Genomic DNA, 16,473 nt, shown 5'->3' with positions numbered 1-16,473 from the left:
GGGTTTTTCACCTTGCGCGATTTCATTCAATGAATGCCCTGCGTTCTTCGTTGGCGACAATGACCGGCGAGGCGATTGCCTTACCCTTATCGCCAAGGTCATCGCAAAATCTTCTGCCGCGTTTCGCCGGGCATACCGCAATAAATTAAGTAGCTATCATTTTTTAATCGCTATTGGGCCGCATCCCGGCGGCGACGCGCGGCTTGCTTTTCGCCGGCTCTCTGTTGCGCCCGGCATTATTTTCCCTTTGTCGCTGCGCGAATGGCCGGCAGCACAAACAGTGAGGCGATAAAGCTGATGAATACGCCATAAGCGATACTGATCATCTGCATTTTTCCGCTGACCATCATGGGGAACACCAGCTCATGCGCGTGGCCAAACGTGGTGAACGTGATGCCGTTGAACAGCAGCATGCTCAACAAGGCGCCAATGGAAGAGCCTGCCAGGCCCAGCAAGAGGGTTTGGCAGAGATAAGACACATCAATAACCCTGCCGAATCCCAGCAACAGCGTTATTGCCAGCTGGTCTTGTTGGTTGGCGATGAGCGATTCACACAGCGCGATGATGCCCGCAGTCACCGACACCCCCGCCAGCAATGAAAATAACAGGCCGAACCACAGCAGCACCTGGCCCAACCCTTCGCTGCTGCCGGCATAGTAGGTTCGGCTGTCGCTAATGGCGACTCGGTCATTGAGCGTCCCCTGGGTGGCTTGTTGCAGTTGCTCGACAGAGGCGGCATTGCTGGTCAATGCCACCAGGTTGTAATCCAGTCCCGCGCCCCAGCTGGTGCGGATATGTTCCAGATCGGCCATGAACTCGGACTGCCGCGGCGAACCGCCGGTGGTAAATTCACCGACGATTTTCCAATCGCGGTCGTGCAGGCGTATGGTCTCGCCCACGTGGAACGCCGGATAATGCCGCGCCAATGACGCGCCGACGACGAGCTCATTTTGCCCCGGCTGAAATGCTCTGCCGCGGGTGAGGGTGACCAGCGGTTGCCCGTTGTTCGCGTTCATCAGCGTGAATGCCGCCGGCGTCACGCCGCGCACCAGATACTCTTTCTCCACGTTGTCTGGGCGGAGCCGCACCAGGACAACCCACTCCGGCGAAGCCGCAACAAGGCCGGGCAAGCGCGAAAGTTGCGCCGCCTGCGTTCGCGTTATCGTGCTGGTCAGTTCGGAAGAGGAGTCTTTGCTTTGCGCAAAATACAGGCCGGGTTCCGCACTCGACTCCAGCGCGCCGATCAGCCCTGCGCGCAGTGAAAATAACGATGTCACAATGACCGCGAGAAAAATGAAGCTGGATAGAATCGCGGTGAAATAAAGCGGCCGCCGCCACAGGTTGCGTAATCCAATGCCCAGCAAGATCCTGAGCTGGTGGATTTTCGAGGATGAGCGCGGGTTCATTTTCTCTCCTCCTGCAGGCGAACGATTTGCACGAGGGAGGGCAATGCGCAGACCAGGGATAAAATAAAGACCAGCAGGAGACCGATGGCATAATCCTGGAAATGCGGCTCAACGCCGTTTAATACGGCGGGGAACAGCGTCGGCAACAGCAGAATAAAAATAACCGACAACGCCATGCCCACAATGGCGCCCGCCAAGGTGATGGAGCCGAGTTGCACGGCAACCGCTTTAATCAACTGTGACTTGCGAAAACCCAGATAATTAAGTGTGCGGTAGTCGCTCAAGGCTTTATGCGTCATGACATAGAAGTTGGTGCTGAGCAGCAGCGCCAATAACAGGCACAGCGCCAGATTGACCCAAAAAATCACGCGATGGAAATCGAACAATTTACTCATAAACAATTTTATATGCATGCGTACGGGGGCTGTCTGCGTGGTACCGCGCAACCGCTCCGCGCCAAACAGGGCATCAATCTGCCGGGAGAGGTTCTCGGCAGACATGCCGGGTTTAGGGGTCGCCATGAAAAAACTCACCAGCCGCTTGCCATTTTGTCTCACGCTGTCGAGGTAGTCATAATGCATCCAGACCGCGGGAGGGGTGTCGGTTTGGGTTTCTTCAACGATGCCGGTAATGTAAAGATCGAGAATGGGGTTAGGCGCGAGCTTCCAAATCGCGGATGAAAGCGGCAGCCGATCGCCCGCTTTTAAGCGATATTGCGCCGCAAAACGGCTGTCGACCAGCACGCCTTGTCGATCATTCTGCCAACGCTCCAGTAAGCCCGGCGCTATTTTTAAAGAGGGGATCATGGCGAAGTAGTGTTGGTCTTCTACCGCGATAGCGGGCACGAACCATCCGGGGTGGCGATAGTACGCACCGACCCAAACTCCCCAGCTCAGCCGTTCCAACGCCGGCAGTTGACTCATTTTCTGATGATAAAACTGCGGCAGCAGCATCTGAGAACTGAGGGCATTCAGCACCAGTAGCCGGTTGTCTGCGCCGGGCGGATCGTTTGCCTTTAAGCTGAAGGCGCGATCAAAGGTCAGCATGAGCTGCAGCAACATGACGCCGCTGGCGATAAACAGCAAGATCATGATAAATCTTCTCGACTGCTCAGTGGCGGAGCGCCACAACCAGAGGTAAAACACGACTCTCATGGCATATCCCTACGGATCAGCTTGCCGTCCCTGAGTTGGAGTTGACGCTGTGCCCGCGCGGCGACCTGAATATCATGCGTCACGACGATGATAGCCTTGCCCTGCTCCCGGCTCAGTAGCGTCATAATATCCATAATTTCCTCCCCCGCCTCCTGGCTGAGATCGCCGGTAGGCTCATCGCACAGCAGCAGATCCGGATTAGTGGCTATCGCACGCGCAATGGCCACGCGCTGGCGCTCTCCTCCGGAGAGTTCATCCGGCAAGTGGCGGCGCCGGTGTTCCATCTGAACCAGCTCCAGCGCGGCGTCGACGCGTTGCCGGCGCTGTTTGGCATCCATATGCCAAAGGTGCAGGGGGAGGGCGACATTCTCTTCGGCGCTGAGCACGGGCAACAGGTTATAAAACTGAAAGACGAAGCCAATATGGCGGGCTCGCAGCGAGGTGCGTTCTTCAGGCCGCAGCCGATGCAGCGGGTGCCCTTGCAAAAATACCTCGCCCCGATCGCAGACATTGACGCCGGAGATCAGATTGAGCAGCGTCGATTTCCCTGAGCCGGATGGCCCCATGATGCTGACCATCTCGCCGCCGCGCAGGTTAAAATCAAGATCGTGCAATACCGTGATGTGCTCGCGCCCTTTTTTATAGTCTTTGCCGGCCTGTTGCAGTTGCACGACCGGATCGCTCGGCGCGGTTGCCGTTTTATTCATAAAAATCTACCTGAATTGACATATTATGTTTCAGCCAGGGCTGTTGCTGAGCGAGCTTGATAATGACTAAAACCGCCGCGCGTTGCTCATCCACCACCGAAGATATAAGGCTGACGGTGCCTGAGAGCTGTCGATCGGGGAGGCCATCCGGCTTGATTGTCACTCGTTGTTGGGGCGCGACTTTCGCCAGCTGGCTTTCGGGCAGCCAAACTTCGGCATCAAAGTCATCCATACCGACAATGGTGGCAATCCCGGTGCGGGTGAAACCGCCGCCGGCGGAAATGGGCGAAACCGTTTCCCCCGGAGAGGCGTCTAACGACACCACCTGACCGTCGAAGGGCGCGCGGATAATCGTGCGCAACAGGTCGATTTCACTGGCTTTTATCTGCCAGCCCACTTGTTGTAATTCTGCCTGATATTGGCGGCGCTGCGCCTCGAACGAATCCAACTCCGCTTTGGCACTGTCGACATCATCCTGGCTCACATAGTTGAGCGGCAACAAACGGTTCAATCGATGCAGCTGATTGCGCGCGCGCGGCAGGCGGGACTCCGTCTGCGCGAGTTTGCCCGCCGCGATTTGCTGGCTGGCCTGGAGCGATGCAAGCTGCGCTCTTAGCGAACGCCCATCGAGTGATGCCAATCGCTCGCCTTTTTTTACCTTGTCCCCGCGTTGCACATAAATCTCTTGCACCGTTCCCGTAATCTCTGCCGAAACGGTGGAGAGGCGCGAGGCCTTGATGAATCCTGCGGCCGTGATTGCAGGCGCGGCCGCCGCGGGGGCCACTGGCGCGACAGGTGCTGCGGTGTTGGCCTGAGGCTCGGCGGCGCTGGCGCGCTCGGCCGCTGCTGGCTGGGTAAACCATGCCCTGCCGGCAACGAGACCTACGGCTAACGCCAGCGCAATCGCTCCGACGAGCGCCGCTTTGCGCCATGGCCGCCCGCGCGGCGGAGTATGAGGCAAGTTCAGCAGGTGCAGCGCCTGCTGGCGGGCGGTGTTGCGCGGTGCCTCTGAAGATGGGGAACGCATAGGTGCTTAACGATCCCCTACTGTCAGGCGCAAGATCACACCAATGAAGAGCAGAGCGGCTCCCGAAGCGTAAAGCGGGAACCAGCGCGCCCACCAGTTGGTGGAGAACAATGACGCACCGTTGGCGTTGCTCGCCGTGTAGCTGCTGTAGATATTGAGAGCCAGGGCGACAGCGAACATGACGAGGCCGATAAAAAGCAGCAAGCCTGATACTTTATACATGGGATTTCTCCTTCAGAGGGGATATAAGAGAGGCGTCGAGGTAATCGCCAGGGATGACCATCTCAGTATGTATTTCAGTGAGATAGGTTTCATTCTTCACTTCCATCCAACTGTTTTCCGGTGACGGGAGAGCCTCTCGGAAGACTAACCAGTCAACTTTTCGCGCCAGCAGCAGCAATTGGTCAAGGCAATGTGAATTGCCCAGCCTGCACCACATCGGTTTGCGAATCTTGTCGTTGTTAAATGACTGCCAGCTAAGATGATCGTTGAATTGCCCGTTCACATAGCTGTCCGTCGGAATGCTGTTCTTCAGTAACAATGCCAACAGGCGCGCCGGATGCTCCGCCGCCTGATGCCCGGACAGCTCATGGAAAATGCGGGAAGAGCGCACCCACCAGGTTTCACGGATCAGGACGCAGTCTTCCTCCTCCATGCGCGGGGCATGGCGGAAGTCATGATCCAGCTCATCGGCCATCAATCGCTTGTAGGCGGGGCGGCCAATCTGCACCGGTTCGGCCAGTACGGTAAGCAGGTATTTGGTTCCCCAGGCCACCATCGGCGTCGCCGCGCCGAGGTAACATAATTGGAACGCTTGCCCCTGGTTGTCCGTCAGCTTCAGCAGGCCGCTCTGCGTATCATGATGCAGTTGGAGCCGGTCAAGCGTCAGGTCGCCAGCAACCTGCGGCGGCTCATCTAGGCACAGATGATGATCGGCCAGGCGGGCCTGGGCCTGGAGATTGCTGGACTCGCCGCTGACGCTGAAGGTTAATGGCAGCGCCGGCGCGGCGAACTGGCGCAGCCAGTTTTGCAGCTGATGGCGCCTGTTGTCGGCCTGGCTGTCGTTGGTCAACGTGGTGCGCGCCAACTGCCAGCCGATACGCGAATACGCATTGTTGATGACCACTTTGCCCCGGGGATGCGCCAGCTGCCCCACATGACGGGCATCCAATTGCAGGAAGAGCGTTACCGGCAGCTTCAGGGCGGCGGGGTTGATATTGTGCTGCCGCCAGCGGGCCGTTGCGGCGGCGGACTGCGAGATGCGTTGTTGGGTGAATTGAATAAATCCCTGCCAGCTCTGCTGCAAAAACAATGAGACATCGGTGCAGTGGCCGCCTGTACCGTATTTATCGATAAAGTTCTGCAGCAGCCAGAGGTACTCCTGCGACAACGTGGCGCGTTTGGCCACCGCTTTCGCTACGCGGGCAAGCACATTGGGAATGAAAGCGTCAGGCAATGTCATACTGATCCCTTCCCGCCAGGCGTCTTCATATAAAATATTGCGAATTTCGGGCATCTGATGGCGGGTCAGCTGCTCCCAGCTCTGTTGAATCGTCTGTTGAGCCTGCTCAAGCAGCGCAACGCGCTCCGCGTTTTCCGCCGCACCAAAGCGTTCGGGCAGTTCGAGCAGGCTGCGCAGAGCGTCGCTGGAGAGCTCCGCCGGCATGAGCGCCAAAACATCGACCAGGGGGGCAGGATGATGCGTTCCCCACTGTAATGTCGGGCGCAATACGTCCTTGCGCACCAGCTTTCTCAGCAGTCTTTCCGCTTCGGGCGGGGCCATCCCGGCCAGTTCGAAATGCGCTCGCCACGCGCTCCAGCTTTGCTGGTGGCTGGCGCTCAGAACGGCGTCGATTTCCGTCGCCTCCAGGCCCAGGACAAATTGCTGCTCTTCGTTCCATAACAAACCGTGGCGTTTCTCATAGCGATAGAAATGGCCGCGCATCTGGCTGGCAGAAATGCGTTGCAAGGATGGGTTGCGGCACAGCGGCAGATCATGTTTCGCCAACCAGTGCTGCGTATACAGCGCGTCGCGCAAGGCTAATGCGATGGAGCGGTTGAGGTGTATGGTCGAGATCACCTTGCCTTCGCCGGTTTGCAGAGTGGCTTCGCCGGCCGAGCTTTCAAACGGGACCAGGCTAAAAGAGGAAAAGGTGCTGAATGGGCTGACTTTGCCCGCCGCTCGAATCATGTAGGCAAACAAGGAGCGCTCTACGCGCCGGCGCCGTTTGGCCGGCCAACTCTGCCAATTTTGTTCCAGATCGCAAAGCAACTGCGGGGAGGCAAGGCAGAGCGCCCGGCGCAGGGTCGGTTCGTTGGCGGCTTTGAGCAACCAAGCCTGCGTCTGTTCGTTGACACGCTGCCAGCGCTGGTTAAAGGTTGCCGCCAACTGCCGGCGTTCATCCGCTATCGCCAACCATTCGGTCAGTTGCTCCAGAGCGGCTGGGTCGTAATGCGCCAACCAGGCGCGCATTTCGGCAGACAGGTTGAAATAGCGATCGTTGAAGATATGGCGGCGACAGCGAATCATTTCCTGGCGAACGCTGTCCGCCGAGGGTAATGCGACATTCGCATGCAGCCTGGCGATAAGCGCCTGCCCGAGTTGCCGCCAGGCCGGCTCCTGCAAGTGGTGTTGCCGGATAATCGCGGATAAATCATCCGGAAGTTGGCTGACATAGTGCGCCGGCAAGCCTGCAGTACGCAGCATGATAAAAGGGGCGACGAGCAACAAAGGCTGCGCGGGTAACGTCATGATAATACTCCAGATGCCAACCAGTTATTCACCTTCTGCCAACTCACTAGGATTAACCAACCCATCGCCGCCGCCATGCAGAGGCTGTAAAGCAGGCAATAACTGTGGAATAGGCGGCGGCCTCGGGCAGACCACACGCGGGTTTTCTTATTGGCGCCGGGTTGGGCAAAGGCGCGAAATGCCCGCGTGGCATCCGAAAGCCGAAAAGGGGTGAGATTGAAAAGCAGGCCGAACAGTATCAACAGCAGTAACGGCCGTATCGCGGTGGCGGCGGCGCTTTCACTCAGCGCCGCGAGCGCTCCCAGACACAAGAGATCCATCAATGGCCCTGCCATCGCCACCCAGGCCTTCATGCCGCGCTGTGGGAATAGCGCGATGGCGCTGGTATTGACAAATGCGGAAGGCAGCCACCAGCCGCGAAATTGCAGACCCGCCCCCAGAACCGGGCAGCCGTAAAGACGGCAAACGACGGCATGCGCCATTTCATGCAAAAACAGCCATAACGGTATGCCGACAAGCATCACCAGCAGCTGGACGCTGGCCCATTCGCCCTGCAGCAGCCAAGCGTTTAGCCCTGGCAAACACGCGATGAAACGCCACAAGGCTGCGGCAATCGCGAGGCTCAGCAGACCGTAACCTAACCCGCGCGGGACAACCCGCAGCACGGTGGCGATTTTATGTGCGACGCGATCGGGGTTAGGCAGCCGATATCGCCCGGCCACTTTCGCCGCCGCAGACCGCTTTTGCGCGCCATCAACGATCATATTCGCCTGTTTCAACCGCAGCAGAAACGCGGACAGCGCCTGTTGACACTGTTCAGGCGTTGCGTTCGGATGGTGTTCTGCCAGCTCCGTCAGGAGGGCCGCCATGGAGCTGCCCCCTTGCAACTGTTGGGCAAGCCGGGCAGAAAACCCACTCAGCTTTAACGGCGCATTACTGTTTTCTCGCAGCAACAGCGCCACATTCGCCTGCGGAGAGACCAGTTTCACATCCTCGTTTAAACGCAACAGGGTGGATGCAGGCGGCATGTTAAACATCCTCCGCCGTCGGAGGGGACGCCAGCACCAGACAGAACAGCGGCGCTTCACGATAGCCGTCGGCGCCCGCGTGGCGAATGAGCCCTTCTTCGATCACGCCTCCCGCCAGCGTTCCGGTCAAGCCGCAGTCCAGCGCCGCCAACCAGCACTGCATCGCGCTTGCCGCGGCGTTTTGCAGCTGCATACGGTATCCCGCCGCGCCATGGTCATGCAGGGTCTTTTCAAGATCGGCAACCCACATCAGCAAGGCGCTGGCTTTATGGAACGCCAATTGATTGATGCAATCAGCCAAATGTGCGCGGCCAAACCCGCTATCCCGTTTCCGCCAGTAACGGCCGTCTGCCTGACTGCACTGATAAATGCCCGCAGCAAGTTCGCCGCTGGCTTCCGGCAGCAATATCCAGGGTTCCATTGGCAACGCCGGCATCCCGCGCAGGCGGCTTTGTTCAAGACCGACATGCGCGACGGCGATCAGGGTATTCAGCCAGGTTTCCGGTAACGGGCTATCGGCATAGTCATACGTCGCCCTGCGACGCTCCAGCAACGCGGAGAGTGGCTCATCGCGGTGCACAGCCGCCAGTGATGAGAGAGCGACGGGTGCGGGCGACGCTGGCGCGGTGGCAGGCCGTGGACGGTGGCTAACGGCGACCAGGCTGCTCGCCGTTTCATAAAGTGGAACAGGGCACGGCTCATCCTGTGACGGGGGCGCTTGCACATGCAAGACCTGGCAGAGGATATGGGGGTTATCCTGCTGCGTGAAGAAGAGCAATGACGCCAACCATTGCAGGTCGACGCCATGATCTTCTCTCAGCGTCCAGCCCGCCGCGCGCGCGGAAAGCGCGCAATATTGATTAACCACTCCGGCGTCAAGGTTAACGATGTTATAGCTGAAGTCGTTATATTTGCCGCGCACGCGGTTCAGGTTGCCGCTGGTAATGAGTGAAATCGGCTCTTCGGGATGCTGGAGCAAGTGTTCCAATTGCTGGCAGTCAATGCCGTCAATCCTGACGAGCTGGTGCTTTTCCCCGAGATAGAACCAGACCCCGCAAGGCATCTCCGGCAGCGGCCGGCGGACGACCACAAACATATCGCACGAGAGTAGTTGCCCGCCGCTGGGCGCGATGCGGCGTAATGTGCCGTCTGCGCCATTTTGATAACCCGTGGCGTGGCGCAGCAACCAGCCCAGATTGGCCAGCGTCAACGGCTGTGGCGGCGCTGCGGACATGCGCCAGGGCGGCGGACAGCGCTCCGCCAATGCGCTGTCGGGCAGGTTGATATGCTGCTGCCCATGCAGCCTGACCGGCCTTGAGGCGTGACGGTTGAGGTTATCCAGCGTGAAGTGCATCTGATGTGAACGCGGTGGCAACAAGCCCTGCGGCGGCAAGCGAGTGCCGATATGGTGTTGCCAGGCAGTAAACGCCTCTTCCCCCGGCGGCAGATAGGCGGCATGGCCTAAACCGCTTAGCACGGTGCCGGGAATGCGGGCGACCTTATAGGCTAAGGTGTACTCCCCCTCGCCCCGATGGCTATGGGAAACGACCTTGTTGAGGTAGCTTTCAGAGGACAGCCCGAGCAGAATTTGCCCCAGCTCATGGGCGGCATAGACGGCACGGAACGCCACCTCTTGCCGATCGTTGGCGGGCGATGGCTGCTCACATTGCGTGCGTGCGCATTGATAACTGGCGCTGATGTTCGGGAGGGTATAAGGGCCCACCAGCGTGCGATCCGCGCCAATAATGCAGCTCAGATAACGCACGCCGGCCTGGTGCAATCCATCGGCGCATGCCTGGCGGAAAGCGTCGGACTCGCTGCCGTCAAAAATGATCAGTGCATCATCCCAGGGGAGGGCGCTGGACGTTGGGCGCTCGGTCAGAACGTCAATGCTGGCGGCCATAGACGCCAACGCGTGTTGCAGCAGCGATGACACATCTTCCGGGCAAACCAGGGCGAGCCTACGGCGGCGGGCGGACTTCAGCGCCGCAGTGCGGTTGGCGTGCAGGCGGGTATTGTCGACAAAGCGGCCGCAATAGCTTGCCAAATGGCTTGGGGCGCCGTCATCCAGGCCTTCACCTTCTTCAAGGAAGCCATAGCGAAACAGTAAGGACAACATGCCCAGGGCATTCTCGCGGCTCATGGTCGCGTCGTCGGTCAGCACGCTTTCCAGCGCGTTGACGCCATCGAGACGCTCGAGGAAAGCCGCCAGCGTGTTTATCCCCTGAACGCAGGCCAGGATGCGTGGCTGATAGGCGCCATACACGGCTACGCGGGTATCGCTTTCAGGAATGAAAATCAGTTCCGGTATTAATTTGGGGCGCTTGGGCAGTAAAGCGTAAAGATCGTTATGGTGGCTAAACTGTGCGCCCGACAAGACGGTCGACATGTGAGTGGCTTTCATTAGCGTAAGGCTCCTTCCAGGTGTTCGGCCAACAAGGCCGTGCCCTGAGCCTGCGAAATATGCCGGTTTTCACGGCAGCTGCAGCCGTGTAACGCCACCACGGAACTGCTCGCGGTGCGATTGCTGCCAAAGCTCACGGCGGTCAGTTTGCCGAATTGGTCTTCGGGGAGCTGCGCATACTGCTTTAACCGTAATCCAGCCATCAGCACCAGCGCCGGCGTATATCCGCGCAATGCGTTCTGCGGCTGCTGTTCATGATATCGCTGTAGGTTCAAATCCATCATTGCCGTACGCGGCGTTTCGGCGAGGCTGAGCAGGCGCTTCGCCGCACAGGAATAACAGGCGGTTCGGCCTGGGATGACCAGGGGGCCGCAAAACAGCATATGGTCGTTCAGCACGGTACAAGCGTGAGGGATCCCGGCGCGAAACAGCTGCGTGGTGAGCTGTTCAAGCTTAAGCGGCGCGCCGCCGGATAGCGCGATCCCGACGAACGAAGCCTTGCTGTCGGCCCAGGAATAATTCAGTGCGGTTGCCAATGTCAGTTGAGAGATCCCTTCCTGGCAGTGCATATAATCGGCCACGTCATTGCCGAACGCGGTGTCACTGACGATAATCATTACCACTCTCCTTCAGGCAAAAGGTTGCGGCCACGGATTTATCGTGGCGGCTTTGCCTAATTGTTCACTCAACCGTTGCTGCTGTTCCCGTAGGCGCTGATGCCCGAGATAGCGGGCGCGATAGCATGCCGTCATGGGCAAAAGGGCGGGGATGACAGCGCGCACCACATGTAAACCGGCATCGCGCAGTTCATCCGTCGTCATGTCCGCTATCACGACGTCCATCTTGAGTTGACGAAAACGCGCCACCAATTTTTTCAGCTGTGCTGCCGGTGTTTGCGGTTGCCCGGCCTGCAGGCGGCTAATCGGCATCTGCCGCTTGCTGGCGGTGAGAAAATCGAATGCGGAGCGCTGTTCGGCTCGCCCCATGAAGATGGCGCCATGTTCGAGAGCGATAAAATCGCGTATATCGTCCGGCACCGGCAGTTGATGTTCGAGTACCGAACGCCCCATGGCGCTTTCTCGGATAATCTTGCCGCAGCTGCCCCAGGGATCGAACCCCGTAGAGCAGTTGACGAACTGGGCCGAGGTCGGATGCCCGGCGCGCAGCTGCAATCCGTAGATTGTCGGGCAGCCGATGTCGGTAGTGGCATCGAAGAACAGCTGTTCCAGCCCACTGGCCGCCAGGCGTGAAAACTTGTCTTGTAATCTATCCGGTACCGGTTCATCGAAGCGGATGCGCGCTAAAGGCATTTGCAATAGCCAGGTAAGGGCAATCGCATCGCGTTCGATGACTTCATTGATCGCGGTTACCGTGGCGGTGGTGAGGTCGGTGTGCGCCGCGACGCCTGTCGATATCGGCAACCAGAAACGCTCGCTTTCCCAGGGCCGCACATACAGATGCGACATGATCAACGGGATCTTGCGCGGGCGGGAGTCCGTCAACGAGTAACCTTCCACCCAGCGCAACGGCTGGGCGTCATCAATGGGTTTGACCGGGCAGAGCGGATCGGCGAGCTCCTCCTCGCTGCAACGGGGCAGGCTGTCGGCCGCCAAACCGTCAGCCCCGAGTTCGCGGAAGCTGGCGACCGAAACATCGCGAGGATGGTAGACGCAGGTGGCGTATCGCTCTGCCGCTTCGGCGACAGCGCGGACGATCGCCATATCGACGTGTTCATCGGCGCCGCAGCCAGCAAGCGCGATTTTTTGCAGGTCGTTGCCTTTATTGTCAATGATATGGGGATATGGCATTGACAGATTGCCCAGGCTGGCCAAAACCGACGAAAAACGGGGGATATGCATCTCCTGCGGTTCCAACGGGTAGACGCTGCCGACAACGCCCGTCAGCGGCGAGAGCAGCGACATGAACGGATATTTCTGACGCATGGACGCGGAAACGGCAAAGTTATGATGATGCATGAATAACTCCGCTTTCCAGGCTTTTGCTCAGCAACACGGCCAGCCAGGCCTCATCCAGCGTGCTTAAGCCAAGGCGATTGTTCATTAGGTGCATGAATTGGAATGCCAGATTTTTCGCGAGGCCGTCACTGTATCGTTCGCAATGGCGTTCATAGTTACGCCGGGTCTGGTCTAGCGCAGACTGCCAGCGATCCACCAGTTCGGCGCTTTGCGCGTCTTGCCGTATCTGCGGCGACAGAAGAACCGAGTTTTCATCAATCAGTTCCCATGCGCGATCGGTAAAGCTGTTTTTGATCATTCCGATATCCGCAGAACCCGCCAGCCAGAAAGTCGAGAAGCTTTCAAGGAAGGCGGAACGCCGGGCAACAGGAATGAACGTTTCCAACATGGCCAGCATCAGAGGCAACGCAAACTCTTTGCGCGTCATGCCACCGCCTGCCTCGGCCAGCAATATGGCACGGACAATGTCACTGGATTGGTGAAACAGCGCTTCGGCGATGCCAATGCCCGTTTCGCCCCCGTAGACGTCCGTTTCCGGCTCATATTCTGCGCGTTCGCAATGAACCGGGAGTTCATGCGCGGGAAACGGCGTGTTGCCACGGAAGCTGACCAATGGCGTCCACAGGCTGGCCGGGCGCAGCGGCAGGCTATTCAACGCATCATGCAGCGCCGCGTAAATGGCGGTTTCCAGGCGCTGGCTGTCCTTTTCCTGCAGCAGAAAACGAACGCGTAAATGTAATCCCTTTTCATCGATATAACGTAAGAAGAACCAAGGAGAATCAGGAGCGTACGCCAGTGCTTGGGTCAATCCCTGGGTGATCAGAAAGTCCATTCCATCATGATGGCTACCGATATACAGCTTGTAAAAATGCCAAGATGCCGATCTGTTTTTCATCTTTGCGTACCTGTTTTTTTAAGATTGTTTTGGCTGAAAAAGGAAACACTTAACGCCGACAAACAGCGTGATCGCGCCCCATATCGCCATGCCGATACAGTTAATGAAGAAGGGGAATACGCCTTCGCTGCCATTCATGGCGTATCGCAGCGCATCGGAGACAAAACCGACAGGCGTCGTCAAAATTAACCATTTGAGTGGCGGGAATGCGCTCAGATCGAGGAACAATTGCCCGAAACACATGCACCAAAAGTTGAGTAAGGTCAGGGCGATTGTCGCGACGGTATTCGTGCGGAATAAGCCGGCCAGCGCATACCCAAAGCTCACCAGCAACAGCGCACCGGCGACGAGCAGCACGATAAACAGCAGGGGATGCTGAAGGGTAAAGCCAAAGACCAGACTGCTAATGAGCATTAACAGGGCGATCTGAACCAGTGATATTACCAGGCGGACGCTGACCTGCGACGCGAGCAGGATCCAGCGCGGCAACGGAATGACGCCGTAATAGCGGTAAGTGCCTTTTTCACGCGCGGCGATCAGCGGCGTCGCCGTGCCAAATAAGGCGACTTGCAACAGGGCCAGCGTCAGCAAGGACGGGAAGATAAAACTAAAATAGTTGAAACGCTCAGTTTTCAGCGTAATGAAGCGTATCGGCTGCTGGGCGTCGGCCGGTTGCTGATTGAGTGCGGCGGAAACCAGTTGAGCGACGGAGCTCATGGATTCCGTCGTGGTGATCGAAGGGCGCTGTTGTACTGCATCCCAACTCACCGCCGCGTTCACTTCATTCGCGCGCACCAGCGCTTCTGGATCGCTTCTAAGCTGGCGCTGGACGGCAAGGCCAGGATAATTGTTCAATTTAAGCCAGAGAGCCTCTGTTTCCGGCGTGTCTCCGACAACGCTCACCTGCATGGAGAACGGTTGATGATTGCCGTTAATAATCTTTGCCGTTATGCCAAAGGTAAAGATGAAAAATAACGGCAATACAAGAGAAAATAAGGTTGATAGCGGATCGCGTAAATATTCTTTGGTGTTGGCGCCGAAGAAGCGCCGATAAATCTGCCAGCTATGGCTCATGTTAATCCCTTAATGCTTCGCCTGTCAGATGAATGAACACATCCTCGAGGGTGTTTTTGCTTACCTGCATTTGTTCGGGTTCACAACCCAATCGTTGTGATAACGCAATCACTTGCGGTAACACCTGTGCCAATTCTTGGGTGGGAATATGTAGGCGGCGGAAGGTTTGATCATGTTCATCGCTTTCCTGCGTCGCCTCAGGGAAGAGCGCAAGGAACTCGTCAACCGACGTCAAAGGCACTGAGAATCGGATATGATGACCAGGACAATAACGCTCAATAAGCTGTTGTGGGCTGGCATTCTCCAGCAACCGGCCGTGGTTGATGATCATCACCCGGTCGCATAAATTCTCCGCCTCATCCATTTGGTGAGTTGCGATCAATACGCCAGTACCAGATTGACGAGAATTCGCAATGATGTGCCGCCAAATATAGCGTCGGCTTTGCGGGTCAAGATCGCTGGTGGGTTCATCCAGCAAAAGAAGCTTGGGCTTGCCGGCTAAGGCCAGCGCCAACGCCAAACGTCTTTTTTGCCCCCCTGAAAGCCGCGAGAAACGCATTTTACGCTGCGCTTTTAGCGCCACAATGTCCAATAACTGCTTAACCGACAGCGCATCCGTATAAAGTACCTGATAGAGCGAAATGATCTCTTCAACGCGCAGCAGTGAAGGCAAACTAAAGGATTGCGGAACGACGCCTAACTGTTGCTTGATGACGTGATTAAGCCCTTGTCGAACGTCTTCGCCAAATAAGCGCACCAAGCCGCTTTCAAAGGGCTGTCCTCCGTACAAGGTTTCCATGAGCGTCGTTTTGCCGGCACCGTTAGGTCCGACCAATCCAATGATTTCTCCCGGCTTGATTTGCAGCGAGATATCATGAAGAACTTGCGTGTCACCATAAAACTTATTCAGTGACTCGACGTCTAATAGCGGCCGTTGGCGATCCCAGGATATATCCAGGGTTGGCTTATGATTGCTGTCGAAATCTAAAGTGGCGTCAGTGTACGTGCTCATTGTTTAAAGCCAGTGAGTAGAGTTTCAGATAACTAACTGGCACAGTATCTTGTACCGGTTGTGGGTAATGATTTAGCTGCCGCTACTGGTAACGCTGCCCATTGTGCCGATGCAGCTCGCCGTTGCAATGCAGCCGCAGCCTGCTGTAGAGGCGGTGCTGACGCTGCTGCCGGTTGAAGCGCAATCGCTGGCAAAGTGCAGCGTTTCAGGCAGTTCTTCGACTATTAAATCAATGCCGTCAGAGGGCATGGAAGGCGAGTCGAGAACAATATCGAAACGGTGGGATTGACGAGTCAGAGAGGTATGATTAAGCATAAATATCCTTATTAATCAGTTTATTGATGAGTTAGCTATAACATGATTCGAGCTGCTGTATATCGTTGAAATATATTCAAACGAATTCATCTCAATGGGGTATTCCCCACTAAATATTTATCTGAAAAATAAAAATCAATTTTAATATCACGCTAATTTATATAAAAATAAGCAGCGGCGATACTAAATTCTTTCATGTTGAATTATTTGCATTTGAAGGCGTCATATATGACTGGTGCCTGCGAGTATGAAAGGAATCCTATGTATGTAACGTCAAGTTATCGTGTTAGACATACTCTTACATACTTGTAATAGAACGGCAACACATCATTACAATTGGCAGGGGTGTTTTCTGTTATTGCAACGAAGCTCACAGTAATCATGGGGTTTACGTTAATTTATTTAATTTAAAACTATGTATAAGGGATGAATATATTCTTTTTTGAAAAATTTCACCTAATATTGTTTAGGATGGAAAACATTATGATAGTTTTATTTTTTGACAAGGATTATTGCACGCGGAACCACAGTTGGCTTAGCGCCCGTGATGCGTTCAGCTCCAGGCGGGGCATTGATGCGACATGCTGGGGGGCGCTCACGACGGGGTTGGCCCTGAAGCGGGCAGTTTGGCCACGGCGCCGCGAGCCTTTTGGAACCATCGCGGCGGGCAGCGAAAAAAAACGCCAGTCTCTGACTGTAATGCCGATCAGTTAAGGATCACTT

14 protein-coding genes are annotated in these 16,473 nt (G+C 56.7%); all 14 read right to left on the bottom strand.

The window, feature by feature from the left end:
* Positions 1–236: 236 nt before the first annotated feature.
* Positions 237–1,406 (bottom strand): ABC transporter permease, encoded by a 1,170-nt coding sequence (locus ACUTSC_RS22960; protein WP_197768705.1) that lies wholly within the window; start codon positions 1,404–1,406, stop codon positions 237–239.
* Positions 1,403–2,497 carry an ABC transporter permease gene (locus tag ACUTSC_RS22955; protein WP_443003566.1) on the bottom strand — a complete coding sequence of 365 codons (1,095 nt, stop codon included), beginning with the start codon at positions 2,495–2,497 and terminating at the stop codon, positions 1,403–1,405. The genes ACUTSC_RS22960 and ACUTSC_RS22955 overlap by 4 nt, the downstream gene beginning before the upstream one ends.
* A gap of 59 nt (positions 2,498–2,556) precedes the next feature.
* Positions 2,557–3,267 carry an ATP-binding cassette domain-containing protein gene (locus ACUTSC_RS22950; protein ID WP_197768703.1) on the bottom strand — a complete coding sequence of 237 codons (711 nt, stop codon included), beginning with the start codon at positions 3,265–3,267 and terminating at the stop codon, positions 2,557–2,559.
* Complete coding sequence (locus ACUTSC_RS22945) at positions 3,260–4,294, bottom strand: efflux RND transporter periplasmic adaptor subunit (protein ID WP_445653559.1); 1,035 nt, start codon at positions 4,292–4,294, stop codon at positions 3,260–3,262. The genes ACUTSC_RS22950 and ACUTSC_RS22945 overlap by 8 nt, the downstream gene beginning before the upstream one ends.
* A gap of 6 nt (positions 4,295–4,300) precedes the next feature.
* The gene (locus tag ACUTSC_RS22940; RefSeq protein ID WP_197768701.1) at positions 4,301–4,516 is read right to left on the bottom strand and encodes a hypothetical protein; all 216 of its coding nucleotides are present in this window, start codon (positions 4,514–4,516) and stop codon (positions 4,301–4,303) included.
* Complete coding sequence (locus ACUTSC_RS22935) at positions 4,509–7,046, bottom strand: lantibiotic dehydratase (RefSeq protein WP_197768700.1); 2,538 nt, start codon at positions 7,044–7,046, stop codon at positions 4,509–4,511. Before ACUTSC_RS22935 ends, ACUTSC_RS22940 begins: the two co-directional genes overlap by 8 nt.
* Positions 7,043–8,074 (bottom strand): PqqD family peptide modification chaperone, encoded by a 1,032-nt coding sequence (locus tag ACUTSC_RS22930; protein ID WP_197768699.1) that lies wholly within the window; start codon positions 8,072–8,074, stop codon positions 7,043–7,045. Before ACUTSC_RS22930 ends, ACUTSC_RS22935 begins: the two co-directional genes overlap by 4 nt.
* 1 nt (position 8,075) lies before the next feature.
* Positions 8,076–10,478 (bottom strand): nitroreductase family protein, encoded by a 2,403-nt coding sequence (locus ACUTSC_RS22925; protein WP_197768698.1) that lies wholly within the window; start codon positions 10,476–10,478, stop codon positions 8,076–8,078.
* Positions 10,478–11,101 (bottom strand): hypothetical protein, encoded by a 624-nt coding sequence (locus ACUTSC_RS22920; RefSeq protein WP_197773971.1) that lies wholly within the window; start codon positions 11,099–11,101, stop codon positions 10,478–10,480. The genes ACUTSC_RS22925 and ACUTSC_RS22920 overlap by 1 nt, the downstream gene beginning before the upstream one ends.
* Before the next feature lie 6 nt (positions 11,102–11,107).
* Entirely contained in the window at positions 11,108–12,454 is a 1,347-nt protein-coding gene (locus ACUTSC_RS22915; protein WP_197768696.1) for a YcaO-like family protein, read from the bottom strand.
* Complete coding sequence (locus ACUTSC_RS22910; RefSeq protein WP_197768695.1) at positions 12,441–13,349, bottom strand: thiopeptide-type bacteriocin biosynthesis protein; 909 nt, start codon at positions 13,347–13,349, stop codon at positions 12,441–12,443. The genes ACUTSC_RS22915 and ACUTSC_RS22910 overlap by 14 nt, the downstream gene beginning before the upstream one ends.
* Before the next feature lie 18 nt (positions 13,350–13,367).
* Entirely contained in the window at positions 13,368–14,423 is a 1,056-nt protein-coding gene (locus ACUTSC_RS22905; protein ID WP_445653558.1) for an ABC transporter permease, read from the bottom strand.
* A gap of 1 nt (position 14,424) precedes the next feature.
* Positions 14,425–15,435, bottom strand: coding sequence for an ATP-binding cassette domain-containing protein (locus ACUTSC_RS22900; protein WP_197768693.1), 1,011 nt, complete (start codon positions 15,433–15,435; stop codon positions 14,425–14,427).
* 72 nt (positions 15,436–15,507) lie between these two features.
* Complete coding sequence (locus ACUTSC_RS22895; protein WP_445653557.1) at positions 15,508–15,750, bottom strand: hypothetical protein; 243 nt, start codon at positions 15,748–15,750, stop codon at positions 15,508–15,510.
* Positions 15,751–16,473 lie beyond the last annotated feature (723 nt).

Source organism: Serratia sp. TSA_105.2 (assembly GCF_052692115.1).
Note: the sequence above shows the minus strand (reverse complement) of the source record. Positions and strands in the feature narration are given on the sequence as shown.

What these genes read in the sequence shown, in the direction of transcription:
- ACUTSC_RS22960 (WP_197768705.1), bottom strand. Translation starts at nt 1,406, where the DNA reads ATGAACCCGCGCTCATCCTCGAAAATCCACCAGCTCAGGATCTTGCTG.
- ACUTSC_RS22955 (WP_443003566.1), bottom strand. Translation starts at nt 2,497, where the DNA reads ATGATCTTGCTGTTTATCGCCAGCGGCGTCATGTTGCTGCAGCTCATG.
- ACUTSC_RS22950 (WP_197768703.1), bottom strand. Translation starts at nt 3,267, where the DNA reads ATGAATAAAACGGCAACCGCGCCGAGCGATCCGGTCGTGCAACTGCAA.
- ACUTSC_RS22945 (WP_445653559.1), bottom strand. Translation starts at nt 4,294, where the DNA reads ATGCGTTCCCCATCTTCAGAGGCACCGCGCAACACCGCCCGCCAGCAG.
- ACUTSC_RS22940 (WP_197768701.1), bottom strand. Translation starts at nt 4,516, where the DNA reads ATGTATAAAGTATCAGGCTTGCTGCTTTTTATCGGCCTCGTCATGTTC.
- ACUTSC_RS22935 (WP_197768700.1), bottom strand. Translation starts at nt 7,046, where the DNA reads ATGACGTTACCCGCGCAGCCTTTGTTGCTCGTCGCCCCTTTTATCATG.
- ACUTSC_RS22930 (WP_197768699.1), bottom strand. Translation starts at nt 8,074, where the DNA reads ATGCCGCCTGCATCCACCCTGTTGCGTTTAAACGAGGATGTGAAACTG.
- ACUTSC_RS22925 (WP_197768698.1), bottom strand. Translation starts at nt 10,478, where the DNA reads ATGAAAGCCACTCACATGTCGACCGTCTTGTCGGGCGCACAGTTTAGC.
- ACUTSC_RS22915 (WP_197768696.1), bottom strand. Translation starts at nt 12,454, where the DNA reads ATGCATCATCATAACTTTGCCGTTTCCGCGTCCATGCGTCAGAAATAT.
- ACUTSC_RS22910 (WP_197768695.1), bottom strand. Translation starts at nt 13,349, where the DNA reads ATGAAAAACAGATCGGCATCTTGGCATTTTTACAAGCTGTATATCGGT.
- ACUTSC_RS22905 (WP_445653558.1), bottom strand. Translation starts at nt 14,423, where the DNA reads ATGAGCCATAGCTGGCAGATTTATCGGCGCTTCTTCGGCGCCAACACC.
- ACUTSC_RS22900 (WP_197768693.1), bottom strand. Translation starts at nt 15,435, where the DNA reads ATGAGCACGTACACTGACGCCACTTTAGATTTCGACAGCAATCATAAG.
- ACUTSC_RS22895 (WP_445653557.1), bottom strand. Translation starts at nt 15,750, where the DNA reads ATGCTTAATCATACCTCTCTGACTCGTCAATCCCACCGTTTCGATATT.